13 protein-coding genes and 1 tRNA gene are annotated in these 15598 nt (G+C 45.9%); 12 read left to right on the top strand and 2 right to left on the bottom strand.

All coding sequences use genetic code 11. The features are described from left to right. Positions 1–142 precede the first annotated feature (142 nt). Together ACN6KS_RS24395 and ACN6KS_RS24390 are read right to left on the bottom strand one after the other, a co-directional pair. Complete coding sequence (locus ACN6KS_RS24395) at positions 143–439, bottom strand: hypothetical protein (RefSeq protein ID WP_280788280.1); 297 nt, start codon at positions 437–439, stop codon at positions 143–145. Between the two features lie 34 nt (positions 440–473). Beyond that, a tRNA-Arg gene (locus ACN6KS_RS24390) sits at positions 474–547 on the bottom strand. Between the two features lie 280 nt (positions 548–827). On the opposite strand from ACN6KS_RS24390, the gene ACN6KS_RS24385 reads away from it, so the two are divergent. From ACN6KS_RS24385 to ACN6KS_RS24330, 12 genes are all read left to right on the top strand, one after another. After that, complete coding sequence (locus tag ACN6KS_RS24385; RefSeq protein WP_440960681.1) at positions 828–1673, top strand: hypothetical protein; 846 nt, start codon at positions 828–830, stop codon at positions 1671–1673. A gap of 98 nt (positions 1674–1771) precedes the next feature. Continuing rightward, positions 1772–3106: a trigger factor gene (gene tig / locus ACN6KS_RS24380; RefSeq protein ID WP_094873532.1), complete on the top strand. Its 1335-nt coding sequence runs from the start codon at positions 1772–1774 to the stop codon at positions 3104–3106. Positions 3107–3390: 284 nt separating this feature from the next. Next, on the top strand, positions 3391–3981 hold the full coding sequence (gene clpP, locus ACN6KS_RS24375; RefSeq protein ID WP_036685049.1) for an ATP-dependent Clp endopeptidase proteolytic subunit ClpP: 591 nt from the start codon (positions 3391–3393) through the stop codon (positions 3979–3981). 12 nt (positions 3982–3993) lie between these two features. Next, positions 3994–5250, top strand: coding sequence for an ATP-dependent protease ATP-binding subunit ClpX (clpX, locus tag ACN6KS_RS24370; RefSeq protein WP_094873530.1), 1257 nt, complete (start codon positions 3994–3996; stop codon positions 5248–5250). Positions 5251–5359: 109 nt separating this feature from the next. Continuing rightward, positions 5360–6487: a flavodoxin-dependent (E)-4-hydroxy-3-methylbut-2-enyl-diphosphate synthase gene (ispG, locus tag ACN6KS_RS24365; protein ID WP_060621818.1), complete on the top strand. Its 1128-nt coding sequence runs from the start codon at positions 5360–5362 to the stop codon at positions 6485–6487. Between the two features lie 150 nt (positions 6488–6637). Beyond that, on the top strand, positions 6638–7318 hold the full coding sequence (locus tag ACN6KS_RS24360) for a hypothetical protein (RefSeq protein ID WP_440960680.1): 681 nt from the start codon (positions 6638–6640) through the stop codon (positions 7316–7318). Between the two features lie 273 nt (positions 7319–7591). Next, positions 7592–7909: a transposase gene (locus ACN6KS_RS24355; protein WP_440960679.1), complete on the top strand. Its 318-nt coding sequence runs from the start codon at positions 7592–7594 to the stop codon at positions 7907–7909. 11 nt (positions 7910–7920) lie between these two features. Beyond that, the gene (locus ACN6KS_RS24350) at positions 7921–8784 is read left to right on the top strand and encodes an IS3 family transposase (protein ID WP_440962363.1); all 864 of its coding nucleotides are present in this window, start codon (positions 7921–7923) and stop codon (positions 8782–8784) included. 881 nt (positions 8785–9665) lie between these two features. Continuing rightward, positions 9666–11375: an ATP-dependent protease LonB gene (gene lonB / locus ACN6KS_RS24345; RefSeq protein ID WP_094873524.1), complete on the top strand. Its 1710-nt coding sequence runs from the start codon at positions 9666–9668 to the stop codon at positions 11373–11375. Positions 11376–11668: 293 nt separating this feature from the next. Then, entirely contained in the window at positions 11669–14032 is a 2364-nt protein-coding gene (gene lon / locus ACN6KS_RS24340) for an endopeptidase La (RefSeq protein ID WP_042191259.1), read from the top strand. Between the two features lie 12 nt (positions 14033–14044). Further along, complete coding sequence (gene yihA / locus ACN6KS_RS24335) at positions 14045–14701, top strand: ribosome biogenesis GTP-binding protein YihA/YsxC (protein ID WP_440960678.1); 657 nt, start codon at positions 14045–14047, stop codon at positions 14699–14701. A gap of 104 nt (positions 14702–14805) precedes the next feature. Then, the gene (locus ACN6KS_RS24330) at positions 14806–15588 is read left to right on the top strand and encodes a tyrosine-protein phosphatase (protein ID WP_440960677.1); all 783 of its coding nucleotides are present in this window, start codon (positions 14806–14808) and stop codon (positions 15586–15588) included. The last annotated feature ends 10 nt before the right edge of the window (positions 15589–15598 follow it).

Raw genomic sequence — 15598 nt, 5'->3', positions numbered from 1 at the left:
ACTAGAAAGTACCTGAACGTACCCAGCCTACACGCACTTCAAGTAACTCCGAGAAACGTCAACTGTATCCGCACCAGAACAATTGCCGAAGTTACTCTATAAACCTAGTGCCCTGAACGTACCCATCCTATACGCACCGCAATTAACTCCGAGAAGCATCAACTGTATCCGCACTAGCCTGGCCACCTAGCACAAACTGTTCAACGAACCTAACTGTCTGGTTTTTATTAAGTCTCGTCTGAAGAACGATGATTTCAGCTCCTGTTTTTCTAGCACTCGTGTCGAATGTCTTTCTCCCTGAACGCAGAAACAGCCTCCCCGAAGGAAGGTTGTTAACGGGTCCAGAGCGGGATACAGCCCCAAAGGGCTGACTGCGAAGCGTATGCTTTCGATGCCTATACTCCGACGAACCTCCGTGCTTCGCATCCCCTGAACGCAAAAACAGCCTCCCCGAAGGAAGGCTGTTACTCTGACGTCCCGGAAGGGATTCGAACCCCTGACCGTGCGCTTAGAAGGCGCATGCTCTATCCAGCTGAGCTACCGGGACATGATTGCTGGCTGAAAAGCAAGCAGGATTTATCATATCATGTATGCCGATGTTTTTCAAGCTGTTTTTTAAAAAGAGTACGGGGTATGCTATAATCTACAATTATTAAGTTTCGGATGAAGCTTAAGGTCTTAATAACATTTATGACGTTTTAGAATTCAATTCACATAATTAGCTATAAGGAGGTGCCCTCATTAAAGATTCAGATTCCCCCGCCACAAAAGAGAATATCGTCCTGTTTCCCAAGACACTGGACTATTATCAAATCCAGCTTACGGTGATGCTGGAGAGTGAACGATACGGGGAAGCGATGGAGCTGCTGCGTTTTTTGTTGCAGTGTCAAGGACAGGAAGAGCGGAATTACGAGGAATGGCGGTCTCTGCTGGAATGGCTCGAAACAGCTTTCCCTTATGCCTCTCAGAATGGAGATGCAGAAGGAGCCGTTCACCCCGAAGACGAAGATTTAAGGGAAGAAGATATGGCCCGTCTCTTGGCCAAATCCAAAATGACTGAGGATGCGGGGTATCCTCAAAAGCTGCTGCAGCGGATAATGAATGAGCCGCTGTCAGAGGCGACAATCCTAGCACTAGAGCAGCTTTCATATCTGGAAGGCGGCGGAGTCGATGAGGCGCTGACGGCATGGCTGCAGGGGGATAATGTTCACCCGCTGCTGCAATTTCGGACCCTGCAGACCCTTCGGCGGCGTGGGATGCAGGGAACAGTGAATCTGATTCGTGGTCACGAAACAGCAATTGTAGAGATTGAAAGTGTGCCGCTGCAGACAGAGGATTTTCCATCACAGGTGAGTCAGGTGCTCGAGCGGGTAGCCGAGCAGGCGGAGGTACACGAGCCTACGCTGTATTATTTTGCACAGGAGCTCTGGGGCCAGTTCGTCATGTCGATTTATGGATCGGAAGAGTATCGGAAAATACTGGATGGGGAAGACGCGCTACTAGATATTTGGGCGGGGGCGTTACACCAGTTTGTATCTGAGAGTTTAAACGGTACACGGCAAGAGGAGGAGACTCGCGGAATGTACGGCATTACCGACGGCATGCGCTTTCAATTTGAAGGGGCATATCGTGCGCTCAAGGGTTTTGTAAAGACTTCTCTACTTGATAAATAAAGTAATGTTGTATATAATATAATGGTTATTCTGTGCGTGGATTGTATCATTTTTTGAAGTAAACTTGTGAACCTATATTTTGGAGGGAAAAGTATAATATGAAAGCAACATGGGAAAAAATAGAGAAGAACCTTGGAGTTCTTGAAGTAGAAGTTGACGCAGAACGCGTTGCAGCAGCACTTGATAAAGCTTTTAACAAAGTCGTTAAGAAAGCTAACGTACCAGGCTTCCGTAAAGGTAAAGTGCCACGCCCGATCTTTGAATCCCGTTTTGGTGTAGAAAGCTTGTACCAAGATGCAATCGACATTCTTCTTCCTGAAGCTTATGGTGAAGCCGTTGAACAAACTGACATCTTCCCTGTAGACCGTCCTGAAGTTGATATTGAGCAATTTGCTAAAGGTCAATCCTTTATCTTCAAAGCGAAGATCACGGTTAAACCTGAAGTGAAGCTCGGCGATTACAAAGGTCTGGAAGTTCCAGTACAAAAAGCTGAAGTGACTGAAGAAGAGCTGAGCGCTGAGCTTGCTCGTCTGCAAGAGCGTCATGCTGAACTCGTAGTAGTTGAAGAAGAAGCAGCAGCTAACGGCGACATCGCTGTGATCGATTTTGACGGATATGTTGATGACGTACCGTTCGAAGGCGGAAAAGCTGAGCGTCATTCTCTTGAACTTGGCAGCAACTCCTTCATTCCTGGATTTGAAGAGCAAGTAGTGGGAATGTCCACTGGAGATTTCAAAGATGTTGAAGTTACTTTCCCTGATGAATACCATGCAGAGAACCTTGCGGGTAAGAAAGCAGTATTCAAAGTGAAACTGCACGAAATCAAACGCAAACAACTTCCTGCACTCGATGATGAGTTCGCTAAAGATGTAAGTGAATTCGAAACTTTGGAAGAGTACAAAGCAGATCTGAAAGCTCAGCTCGAATCCCGTAAACAGGATGAACTGAAAGGCCTTCGCGAGAACGCAGTTGTTGATAAAGCAGCAGCAAACGCTGAAGTTGAGATCCCTGAAGCCATGATCAACAGCGAAGTTGAGAACATGGTTCGTGACTTCGACACTCGTCTTCGTCAACAAGGTATGAACATGGATATGTTCCTTAGCTTCTCCGGTCAAACTCGTGAAGACTTGCAGAACCAAATGAAAGGCGATGCTGAAAAACGCGTTCGCAACAACCTGGTACTGGAAGTTATCGCTAAACAAGAGAACATTGAAGTTTCTGAAGAAGAAGTTAACGAAGAGTTGGCTACTATGGCTGAAGCTTACAAACGTACTCCAGAAGAAATTCGCAGCATCTTGGCAGCTAACGGTTCACTGAGCAGCTTGAACGAAGAACTTTCTTTGCGCAAAACCATTGATTTCCTTGTTAGCAATAGTGTAGAAGTTGAAGCAGTAGAAGAAGCACCAGCTGCTGAAGACGCTAAAGCTGAGTAAGATTTTTTAAACTACCTAGAACGGCCGAGCAATCGGCCTCCATACAGATATGATAAGGCACGTAAGTTTCGTTACGTGCCTTATTTTTATCCTCGGGCACAGATATATGTGATTACATAGGTATCCGTATGAGCGTATGGTATTAAGGAAATTGGCGTGATGACGTCACTATCACAAGCAGTGGACAGGTCTGCTGTAGTGAAAAAATGACATCGGGCCGTGAACGTGTTAAAATATTTTTGAAACGATAAGACTAATCTGTATAGAGAAAAGAGGTTGGTGGCATGAGTCTGGTACCAATGGTTGTGGAATCAACAAGTCGTGGAGAACGTTCATACGATATCTATTCCAGATTGCTCAAGGATCGCATTATTTTCTTAAGCAGTGCGATTGACGATGATGTCGCCAATCTGGTTATTGCTCAACTGCTGTTCCTTGCAGCAGATGATCCCGAGAAGGACATTCACTTGTACCTCAACTCACCCGGTGGTTCAGTAACAGCCGGCATGGGTATATACGATACGATGCAATACATCAAACCGGATGTTTCAACCATTTGTGTAGGGATGGCGGCAAGCATGGGATCGCTCCTTCTGACAGCTGGGGCTCCGGGCAAAAGATACGCGCTGACTAACAGCGAAGTTATGATTCATCAACCGCTCGGCGGTGTTCAAGGTCAAGCGTCTGACATTTGGATTCATACCGACTGGATCCTCAAGACGAAACAGAAGTTGAATCAAATTTATGTAGATCGCACAGGTCAGCCCCTTGAAAAAATCGAACGGGACACAGACCGCGATAACTTCATGAGTGCGGAAGAAGCCAAGGAATATGGGCTTATTGACCAGGTTCTTTCTTCACCGATGAAATCTTAAAGGGGTGGTTAGATGTTTAAATTTAATGATGAAAAAGGGCAATTGAAATGTTCTTTTTGCGGCAAATCACAAGAGCAGGTTCGTAAGCTTGTAGCAGGACCGGGCGTTTATATATGTGACGAATGTATCGAGCTTTGCACGGAAATCGTGGAAGAAGAGCTCGGTCATGAAGAAGAGCTTGATCTGAAGGATATTCCGAAACCAAAGGAAATCCGCGATATTTTGGATCAATATGTAATCGGTCAAGAGCAAGCGAAGAAATCGCTGTCTGTTGCGGTTTACAATCACTATAAGCGTGTGAACAGCCAGAGTAAGATCGAAGATGTTGAACTGACGAAGAGTAATATTCTTTTGCTTGGTCCAACCGGTTCGGGTAAAACTTTGCTCGCACAGACGATGGCGAAGATTATCAACGTTCCATTTGCGATTGCTGATGCTACTTCCTTAACGGAGGCTGGTTATGTCGGCGAGGATGTTGAGAACATTCTGCTTAAGCTGATTCAAGCGGCAGATTATGATGTGGAGAAAGCCGAACGCGGCATTATCTATATTGATGAGATTGATAAAGTGGCACGTAAATCCGAGAACCCGTCCATTACCCGTGACGTATCCGGTGAAGGTGTACAGCAGGCGCTTTTGAAGATTCTGGAAGGAACAGTTGCTTCTGTACCTCCACAAGGTGGACGTAAGCATCCTCATCAGGAGTTTATTCAAATCGACACGACGAACATCTTGTTCATCGTGGGCGGTGCCTTTGACGGTCTGGAGCAAATGATTAAACGCCGTATCGGTAAAAAAGTCATTGGCTTCAACGCAGCGGTTGAAGGACAGAAGGATCTGGGGCCTGGCGAATATTTGTCGATGGTATTGCCTGAAGACTTGCTCAAATTCGGACTAATCCCTGAATTTGTAGGCCGTCTGCCAGTGATCTCGACTTTGGAGCCGCTTGATGAGAATACGCTGGTGCGTATCCTTTCCGAGCCTAAGAATGCACTCACTAAACAATATATCAAGCTGCTGGAAATGGATAACGTAGCGCTGAAGTTCGAACCGCTGGCACTCGAAGCGATTGCCAAGGAAGCGATCAAACGCAATACGGGAGCCCGTGGACTGCGCGCGATTATTGAGAGCATCATGCTTGATGTGATGTATGAAGTGCCTTCACGTGATGATATTAAGGATTGTGTGATCACGGAGCAGGTCGTTCAAGAGAAGGCTTTGCCTGAATTGAACCTTAAGAAAGACAAGAAGAAAGAGGAAAGCGCGTAAGTCGCTTACCTTAACAATACATGTCACTGTCTCCACCTTTCTTCCGCTTATCCCGCTTCACTAGCGGTTGCGAAGGGGTGGAGCTTTGGCGTTATGGGGGAGAAAAATCATGTTCTTGAGACACCAAACCCGTCCTGTCAATGTTGGCGGGCTCATTATTGGGGGAAACAACGAGGTTGCGATTCAAAGCATGTGTACAACCAAAACAGCTGATGTGGAGGCTACTGTAGCCGAAATTTTACGGCTTGAGGAAGCAGGCTGCCAACTGGTACGCGTTACTGTCAACAATGAAGAGGCAGCCGCCGCGATTAAGGAGATCAAGAAGCAGATTCATATCCCACTCGTAGCGGATATTCATTTTAACTATAAGCTCGCGCTGATGGCTATTGAGAACGGCATCGATAAAGTCCGGATTAATCCGGGGAATATCGGTCGTCGGGAGAAGGTAGAAGCAGTAGTTAAAGCTTGTAAAGAAAAAGGAATTCCGATTCGGATTGGTGTAAACGCCGGTTCTTTGGAGAATCATCTCTTGGAGAAATACGGATACCCGACTCCAGAAGCTATGGTAGAAAGTGCGCTGTACCATATTGGCATTCTGGAAGAGCTGGATTTCCACGACATTATCGTTTCCTTAAAAGCATCCGATGTGCCAATGGCCATCGAGGCTTACCGTCAGGCTGCGGAAGTCATTCCTTATCCGCTGCACCTCGGGATTACAGAATCCGGCACCTTGTTTGCCGGTACAGTAAAAAGCTCCGCAGGTATCGGTGCACTGCTCTCTATGGGCATCGGCAGCACCCTGCGTATCTCGCTTAGCGCTGATCCGGTGGAAGAAGTTAAGGTGGCACGCGAGCTGCTGAAGACCTTCGGTCTGATCTCTAACGCGGCTACACTCATTTCTTGTCCGACTTGCGGACGACTCGATATCGATCTTTTCTCCATCGCTAATGAGGTGGAAGAATACATTTCGAAGCTTAAGGTGCCTATTAAAGTATCCGTGCTCGGCTGTGCCGTTAATGGCCCTGGTGAGGCGCGTGAAGCAGATATTGGTATTGCTGGTGCCCGTGGGGAAGGTTTGTTGTTCCGTTACGGTCAGATGATTCGTAAGGTGCCTGAAGCGGAACTAGTGAACGAGCTGAAGAAGGAAATTGATGCGATCGTTGTAGCGTATGAGGAGACTGGTGAAATCCCAGGCCGCGCTCATGCTAACCTTGCACCTCCGGTGCAATCGAAGTAACTGGTATTTTACGAATTAATGATTCAATTCATAATAAGTGGCGAAGAACGCCCTGTTACACCCCGGTATATCCGGTGGTGGGAACGGGCGTTTTTTTTGCGTGGAGTTAATTAGTGTGGGGAAGGACGAATGAATAAGGGGGAACATCGAATGAACTATGAACAAGCGCATGAAGCGTTTATTGAGAAACATCTAGCAAACAGGACTGGGGAAAGACGAGGAAGGCTAGAGAGAGGGCATCGTCATGCCGAAGAGATGTTTTTACAGAATGTATGGTGGGCGCTTCGTGGGGATTTCGCTGATCTACATCCGGAGTATGAGGTGCTGGATTGGCGCGGGCGATCTTATTTTGCTGACTTTGCTTTCTTGCCAGGACCTATCAAGCTCTTGTTCGAGATCAAAGGGTATGCAGCGCATGTGAGGGACATGGATAGGCTGAAGTATTGTAATGAGCTAAATCGTGAGACGTTTCTGTACGGAATGGGTTACCAAGTAATTTCATTTGCCTTTGACGATGTGGAACAGCGCCCTGAGTTATGTATTACGTTGCTAAGATTGGCGTTAAGCCGCTACCAAATTGTAAGTGCACCGAGTGGTGGAGCAACTCTCACGGAGAAAGAAATTATCCGATATATAGTTGGAAAAGCGGGTGTAGTTCGACTTAAAGATATAGCAGATTATTTCGCGCTAGATCCTAAAACGGTACGATTGATGCTTATGAGATTATGCGAGAAAGGCTGGCTGAAAGCCGTAAAAAGGGAAAATGGCGTTAGAAATGTAGGTTATGAGTTAGCTCGAGATGTCTTATTTTACTGGGATTGTTTAGCATAAGTTAAGGGGAGTAGTTAGGGATGAGTGTATTGTGAGAAAGAGCTGCACTTCAAAAGTAACTATGATTGTATGCCTGTTATAGGGAAAATCTCCCTATAAATAGACCGATTTTGCTCGAAAAGTGAGATTATACGGAAAACCTCCCTATAAATTCGCTAAAAGTAGCTGTTTGTACGTAAAGCCGACGAATTATAGGGAGGAATGAAACTAGAATTAAAAGTGGACACCTCGTTAAGAGATTAAGATAATGAAGATATCTAAGGAGGTGTTCACATGGGTGAACAGCGGCAACGGTATGATGAAGAATTTAAGAGAAACACTGTTAAATATTTGCAAGAGCAGACAAAGTCGGTGGAGGATATCTCGTTAGAGTTGAACATTCCAGCAAAGACTTTGCATGGGTGGAAGGCTAAATATCGCGAGTTCAAAAATGAACCTATTGTTACCTTGGAACGATTCCGAGAGATGGAACAGCTGCTTAGAGAAAAAGAACATGAGATTCAGATGAAAGATAAAAGGATTGCAGATGTTGAGGAAGAACTCACAATTGTAAAAAAAGCAGTGCACATCTTCAGCAAACCAAGGAACTAAGATTCCAGTTTATTGAGGATCATCGCTCCGAGTTCATCTTGGAGAAGATGTGCAAGGTTATGGAAGTTTCTCGGAGCGGATACTATAAGTGGAAAACCTCTATGCCGAGCAAGCAAGAGTTGCGAAAGCGTGAGTTAATGGGGCGAATTACGTATCACTATCACGATAACTATCGACGCTATGGTGCCCCTAAGATTACAAAAAAATTGCGGCATGAGGGCTACAAGGTTACCGAGAGAACCGTTGGCTTGTATATGAAAGAGCTCAGTCTGCGTTCCTGTGTTTGTAAGAAATTCAAAATCCAAACGACCGATTCTAACCATAACTTTCCAATCGCACCCAATCTTTTGAATCAGCAGTTTAAAGTAAAAAAGCCTAACCAGGTTTGGGTTACCGACATTACCTACATTCCGTGCAGAGAGGGACGTCTTTATCTCGCAAGTGTGCTTGACCTGTGTACGCGTGAGATTGTAGGCTGGCGCCTTCAGGACCGCATGACAACCGACTTAGTACTAGGAGCCCTACAAGATGCTTATGTAGCCAAGAAACCCAAGAAGGGGTTATTGCACCATTCTGACCGTGGAAGTCAATATGCATCTGAGGATTACCAAGAGCAACTTAAAACATGCAAGATGAAAAGTAGCATGAGTCGCAAAGGAAATTGCTACGACAATGCATGCATAGAATCCTTTCACAGCATTCTGAAAAAGGAGCTTATTTACTGTAGCCCACGCTTTAAAACGAAACAACAAGCATACGACGAGATTTATAGTTATCTTGAGTTTTTTTACAATCGGAAACGAATCCACAGCTCGTTAGGCTATCTTTCGCCGGTACGGTTTGCTGCGCAATTTAATAAGAGAAAGGCAGTTTAATGATGTCTACTTTCTTGACAGAGGTCCAGAATTCCCTATGAGCCCCTCATTGGGATCGCCCTTCTCAAACTATAGGGAGTTCTTCCCTATAGTTCGGGGTCATAACCGAGCAAACGAATAGATATTTACCGAAATATTTCAACAAGGTTACTTTGCGTACTTAGTGAGTTTATTGTATTAAGATAATTTCCGTTACTGAGGGGCCAAGACTAATCAAGTTACTTTACCCATATAGACAAATACTACAGTTACAGTATCTAATTAGATTCGATACAAGTAGCAATCCAATTCGCTAAAGTAGGCATTCGGTGTACATTGTGAATACGATTTGCAAGGTGAATCGGTGTACAGATGCTCACTTCAAAGGTAACTATGACCGCATTCCTGTTATAGGGAAAATCTCCCTATAAATAGACCGATTTTGCTCGAAAAGTGAGTTTATATGGAAAACCTCCTTATAAATTCACTATAAGTAGCTGTTTTTACTTGAATCAACGTAATATGGGGAGAAATTCCCTATAAGCCCTTCATTGGGACTACTTTCTTCAAACTATAGGGAGGTTTTCCCTATAGTTCTTACTAATTGGGTCATAACTGAGCAAATGAGTAGATATTTAGCGAAATAAATTAATAAGGTTACTTTGCGTACTTAGTGAGTTCAGTTTATTAAGATAATTATCATTACCGAGGAACCCAGACTAATCAAGTTACTTCCCCCCATTCAAACAAGTTTGTTACTAAATCTCAGGACTCCATCGACTGTCCTACACCAACAATTCAACAAATCCTCATTTGTGCGTTTACTAATTACCGAAACGGCTATACTACCTAATAGTAGCCAAAGGTGGAAAGGTAGACTGAACGAAACAGGAGGATGACCTATGGAATTAAGTATAGTTGTGATGATCGTGCAGCTCTTTTTCGCGCTGGTTATCGGCGTATACTTTTGGAATCTGCTGCGGGGTCAGAAGACAAACAAGACGGCGGTAGACCGAGAGTCGCGTAAGGAACTGGATAAACTACGGAAAATGCGTATGATTTCATTAACCAAACCCTTGTCGGAGAAAACTAGGCCGGCTTCTATTGGAGATATTGTCGGGCAAAAAGACGGGCTGCGCGCCCTGAAGGCCGCATTATGCAGTGCTAATCCGCAGCATGTGATTATTTATGGTCCGCCGGGAGTCGGCAAGACTGCAGCGGCACGGGTGGTCATGGAAGAGGCAAAGCGCAATCCGCTATCCCCTTTTAAAAACGATGCCAAATTCACTGAAATCGATGCGACAACCGCTCGTTTTGATGAGCGAGGTATTGCTGACCCGTTAATCGGATCGGTGCATGATCCTATCTATCAGGGTGCCGGAGCTATGGGTGTGGCAGGCGTGCCGCAACCGAAGCCGGGCGCGGTGACAAAAGCACATGGCGGGATTCTTTTTTTGGATGAGATCGGTGAGCTTCACCCCATTCAGATGAACAAGCTGCTAAAGGTGCTGGAGGACCGGAAGGTGCTGCTAGAGAGCGCGTATTATAATTCGGAGGACAATAATACTCCGGCTTATATTCATGATATTTTTCAAAATGGATTACCTGCTGATTTCCGTTTAGTTGGCGCGACTACGCGTTCCCCGGATGAGATCTCTCCAGCACTGCGTTCACGCTGCATGGAGATTTATTTCCGTCCGCTATTGCCGGATGAGATTGCGGTCATCGCGCGTGACGCGATACAGAAGATCGGACTGAAACCAAGCCCGGATGCAGTCACTGTTGTGCAGCAATATGCAACAAATGGCCGGGAGGCAGTCAATATGATTCAGCTCGCAGCTGGATTAGCGCTAACGGAGCAGAGAGATACGCTTAATGCTGCTGATGTAGAATGGGTAGCAGGCAGTAGCCAGCTGCCACTTCGAACAGAGCGCAAAATTCCTTCCGCGCCTCAGATCGGATTGGTTAACGGACTTGCAGTGTATGGACCGGGAATGGGCACCTTGCTCGAGATCGAAGTATCCGCAGCACCTGCGCAGAACGGTCAAGGTAGACTGAACGTAACCGGAGTGGTAGATGAGGAAGAGATTGGCGGAGGTTCTCGTACAATTCGGAGAAAGAGCATGGCTAAAGGCTCCGTGGAGAACGTATTGACCGTACTGCGCACCATGAATCTGGAGCCGGACCGTTATGATCTGCATGTGAACTTTCCAGGTGGAACCCCCATTGACGGACCTTCAGCAGGGGTTGCGATGGCAGTGGCTATTGTCTCCGCCATTCGTGGTCTTCCCGTGGATAATACCGTAGCGATCACTGGTGAGATAGGTATACATGGCCGTGTGAAGCCTGTTGGTGGTGTAATTGCGAAGGTGGAGGCTGCTTTTCAGGCGGGAGCTACTACGGTGCTTATTCCAAAAGAAAACTGGCAGTCCCTATTCGCTGACCTCGCCCCACTACGCGTCATTCCTATGGAAACGGTGGATGAGGTCTTCCGTCATCTGTTTGGTGCTGATACAGCAGATGTAAGGCTTCCTGCAGTAGCTGGTGAGCTATTCTCTGCAGCACCTTCGCTTCTGAAGGCCGATGCCGCTGGAGAGTCTGCAAAGGGTTAAGCTTTAAATATTACCTGGAATGTAAGCTAGGGTGTGTTATAGTTTCGATAAGTAAATCGAGACTTGCCGCTGGAATATAAAGGGAGCCGCAGGCGTGTCTGCTGCTTCCTTTTTTAAAGTATAAATTCACACTTTCCATAATCCTTACATTTCTTTGAGAAACGTTGCTGTTTTTTAAGGATAATAAGGTTGTTTATTCTTAAATTGCAAGTACTTTGTTGGTGTTTTGGGGCTGCTTTTGTTAGAATGAATTCATATGAGATTAATTGAGAGCCATGGGAGGTGCGAAAGCGATGATGACAAATAAAACAAAAGGTCGTCGTTTTCCTTTATTACCGCTAAGAGGTCTTCTTGTGTACCCAAGCATGGTTCTTCACTTGGATGTGGGCCGTGAGAAGTCAGTTCGGGCACTAGAAAAAGCTATGGTTGAAGATAATTTAATTCTTCTGTGTTCACAGTCGGAAGTGAATATTGAAGAGCCTGGTCAGGACGATATTTTTCGGGTCGGTACTGTCGCGAATGTGCGGCAAATGCTGAAGCTGCCAAACGGTACGATTCGTGTACTGGTTGAGGGTGTAGAACGAGCCGAAATTATTAATTATATCGATAATGATGAGTATTATGAAGTTATGGCGCGCGAGCTACCAGAAGAGGAAGATGGCGATCAAGAGTGTGACGCGCTGATGCGTACAGTACTTAATCAGTTCGAACACTATATAACGTTATCCAAAAAAGTGACACCAGAGACACTGGCTGCTGTATCCGATATTGAGGAGCCCGGTCGTCTTGCGGATGTTATTACGAGTCATTTATCGCTAAAAATTAAGGATAAGCAAGAAATTCTAGAGACGATTGATGTCAGTAAACGGCTAGAGAAGCTTCTTGATATTCTTAATAATGAGCGTGAAGTGCTGGAGCTTGAACGCAAGATCAATCAGCGTGTGAAGAAGCAGATGGAGAAGACGCAGAAGGAATATTATTTGCGCGAGCAAATGAAAGCGATCCAGAAAGAACTCGGCGAGAAGGAAGGCCGGGTGGGAGAAGCGGAAGAGCTGCGGAATTTAATGGAAGAGAAGAATTTGCCGGAACGCGTGAAAGAGAAGATGGAGAAGGAAATCGATCGTCTGGAAAAAATGCCAGTGAGCTCAGCGGAAGGTGGCGTCATTCGCAACTATGTGGATTGGCTGCTGGGTCTTCCTTGGAATGAACAGACAGAAGATGACCTCGACATTAAGAAGGCAGAGCAAGTACTCGATGAGGACCACTACGGTTTGGAGAAACCAAAGGAGCGGGTATTGGAGTATTTAGCTGTTCAGCAGTTGGTGAAGAAGCTAAAAGGTCCGATCCTATGTCTTGTAGGGCCTCCAGGTGTGGGTAAAACCTCACTCGCTCGTTCCATCGCCCGTTCACTCAATCGTAAGTTCGTTCGCATTTCGCTTGGCGGTGTGCGTGATGAAGCGGAGATTCGTGGTCATCGCCGGACTTATGTGGGGGCGATGCCAGGCCGAATCATTCAAGGGATGAAGACGGCGGGAACGATTAATCCGGTTATCCTGCTAGATGAGATTGATAAAATGGCTGCAGATTTCCGTGGTGACCCATCCTCCGCATTGCTTGAGGTACTGGACCCGGAACAGAACAATACGTTCAGTGACCATTTCGTAGAATTGCCGTTTGATTTATCGAACGTTATGTTTGTTACTACAGCGAATGTAGTGCATAACATTCCGCGTCCGCTACTTGATCGGATGGAAATGCTTTTTATACCGGGTTATACGGAACTGGAGAAATTGCAGATCGGTAGCCGTTATCTTTTGCCGAAGCAGAAGAAGAATCATGGTCTTGCAGAAGATCAGCTGATCATCGAAGACGACAGTTTACTACGTATCGTGCGCGAATATACTCGTGAATCCGGTGTGCGTAATTTGGAGCAGCAGATTGCAGCGTTATGCCGCAAAGCCGCGAAACAGATTGTGTCCAAGGAAAAAGAAAGTGTAGTCATTCTGCCGGATGACATCAAGGATTACCTGGGGGCATCGAAATACCGTTACGGTATGGCAGAGCTTGAAGATCAGATTGGCACAGTAACTGGACTGGCCTGGACTGAGGTTGGTGGCGATACGCTGCTGATCGAAGTGACTGTTGTGCAGGGAACGGGCAAGCTGACACTTACTGGACAACTGGGCGATGTAATGAAGGAGTCAGCGCAGGCCGCTTTCAGTTATACACGTTCGAAGGCGGAGGAGCTGGGGCTCCAGCCTGATTTTTATGAGAAGATTGATATTCATATCCACATTCCTGAAGGTGCAATTCCGAAGGATGGCCCGTCTGCAGGGATTACGATAGCTACCGCTCTAATCTCCGCACTTACGAAGCGTTATGTATCGAAGGATGTGGCCATGACTGGTGAGATCACCCTGCGTGGACGTGTATTGCCGATCGGTGGACTGAAAGAGAAGTCTTTAGCTGCACACCGTGCCGGATATAAAAAGATCCTTCTTCCCAAAGACAATGAACGTGATCTGAAAGAAATTCCAGAGAGCGTGCGTAATGATGTGGAGTTCATACCAGTATCTAACATGGATCAGGTCTTGCATCATGCGTTAGTTGAGCATCATAATGAAATTAGCAGTGAGCCACCGAGTAGTGTGCATTAGAAAGGAAGTCCTATGAAAGTTAATATTGCCGAATTTATAATCAGTGCCGTTGGCCCTGATCAATACCCTGATGATGCTTTGCCAGAGATTGCTCTGGCAGGGCGCTCCAATGTAGGGAAGTCATCCCTCATTAACCGAATGATTAACCGCAAGAATCTGGCTCGGACAAGCTCCACCCCAGGTAAGACCCAGCATATGAACTATTACCGTATCAATGAAGGCAGCATGTATTTTGTTGACTTTCCAGGTTACGGATATGCAAAAGTGTCGAAGACACAACGTGCGACATGGGGCAAGATGGTGGAAAAATATCTATCTGAGCGTGATACGTTGAAGCTTGTTCTGCTCATCGTGGATCTGCGTCATCCACCGACCAGCAATGATAAGATGATGTTCGACTGGTTGAAGCATTATGATCTTCCTATGTGTGTAGTAGCGACTAAGGCGGATAAGATTCCGAAGACTCGCTGGCAAAAGCATATCAAGATCATGAAGCAGGAGCTTGGCGTGCTGCCAGGGGATAATTTCATTCCATTCTCTTCAGAGATTGGCCTTGGTAAAGAAGAACTTTGGGGATTGATCGACGGGTATGTTCTCTCCTCTCCAGATTCTGAGGATGCTGAAATAGATGGAAATGAACCTCAGCAAGAGGAACCTACTGAAGCCTAAGACAAGAACTCATTTACAATCAAGCAACCATTCCATTTGGGAATGGTTGTATTTTTTTGTGGGTAAAACTAAATTTTCTATGGGAAGGGACCGATAGATAACATATGAAAGATATCCATTGCCACATCTTACCCTTTATGGATGACGGAGCTACTGATTGGGAATCCGCTCTCGCCATGGCGCAAGACGCCTATAGGGACGGAATTACATCCGTCATTGCCACACCACATCACGCCAACGGTCAATATATGAATAACTCCGCTAGTATAAGAGAAGCGGTGGATCTGATGAATGAGAAACTTCGTCAGCATGGCAATCCACTGCTTGTTCTTCCGGGTCAGGAAATCAGAGTGTACGGAGATTTACTGGATGATCTGGAGCGGGGGCAACTGCTAAGTCTTGCAGACTCGCGGTATATTTTGCTAGAAATGCCTTCTTCACGAGTCCCACGCAACATGGAAGAAATCTGTCACGAATTGATCATTCAAGGGTTCGTTCCGGTCATCGCCCATCCGGAGCGTAATGCTGAAGTAGCTGTCGATCCTTCTAAGTTAGAAAGATTGATAGAACTGGGATCACTCGGTCAGGTAACCGCACAAAGTCTTGCAGGCGTCTTCGGGAGTAAACTTCAGAAGCTATCCCTGGAGTTATGTCGTAGAAATGCAGTACATGTGTTGGCCTCTGATGCACATGACAGTGTTCATCGTCCTTTTGGATTAAATGCTGCTTATGTGGTTTTAGAGAAAGAATTAGGTCCTGAGATGCGCGACTATATGCGCGAGAACTCTCAGCAAATTGTGGCAAATGGTGAGGTTAATCATGGTAATCACGTACAAAAAAGGAGGAATCGACACAAATTGTTTGGGATTTTTTCCCGAAAGGGCTGACTAATCTACC

It is taken from the genome of Paenibacillus nitricinens, from assembly GCF_052056485.1.
In the GTDB taxonomy this organism is placed as follows: Bacteria; Bacillota; Bacilli; order Paenibacillales; family Paenibacillaceae; genus Paenibacillus_AQ; species Paenibacillus_AQ nitricinens.
Note: the sequence above shows the minus strand (reverse complement) of the source record. Positions and strands in the feature narration are given on the sequence as shown.

Bases quoted from the DNA above. Each gene is read 5' to 3' on its own strand.
- ACN6KS_RS24385 (WP_440960681.1), top strand. From the start codon at position 828: ATGCTGGAGAGTGAACGATACGGGGAAGCGATGGAGCTGCTGCGTTTT.
- tig (WP_094873532.1), top strand. From the start codon at position 1,772: ATGAAAGCAACATGGGAAAAAATAGAGAAGAACCTTGGAGTTCTTGAA.
- clpP (WP_036685049.1), top strand. From the start codon at position 3,391: ATGAGTCTGGTACCAATGGTTGTGGAATCAACAAGTCGTGGAGAACGT.
- clpX (WP_094873530.1), top strand. From the start codon at position 3,994: ATGTTTAAATTTAATGATGAAAAAGGGCAATTGAAATGTTCTTTTTGC.
- ispG (WP_060621818.1), top strand. From the start codon at position 5,360: ATGTTCTTGAGACACCAAACCCGTCCTGTCAATGTTGGCGGGCTCATT.
- ACN6KS_RS24360 (WP_440960680.1), top strand. From the start codon at position 6,638: ATGAACTATGAACAAGCGCATGAAGCGTTTATTGAGAAACATCTAGCA.
- ACN6KS_RS24355 (WP_440960679.1), top strand. From the start codon at position 7,592: ATGGGTGAACAGCGGCAACGGTATGATGAAGAATTTAAGAGAAACACT.
- lonB (WP_094873524.1), top strand. From the start codon at position 9,666: ATGGAATTAAGTATAGTTGTGATGATCGTGCAGCTCTTTTTCGCGCTG.
- lon (WP_042191259.1), top strand. From the start codon at position 11,669: ATGATGACAAATAAAACAAAAGGTCGTCGTTTTCCTTTATTACCGCTA.
- yihA (WP_440960678.1), top strand. From the start codon at position 14,045: ATGAAAGTTAATATTGCCGAATTTATAATCAGTGCCGTTGGCCCTGAT.
- ACN6KS_RS24330 (WP_440960677.1), top strand. From the start codon at position 14,806: ATGAAAGATATCCATTGCCACATCTTACCCTTTATGGATGACGGAGCT.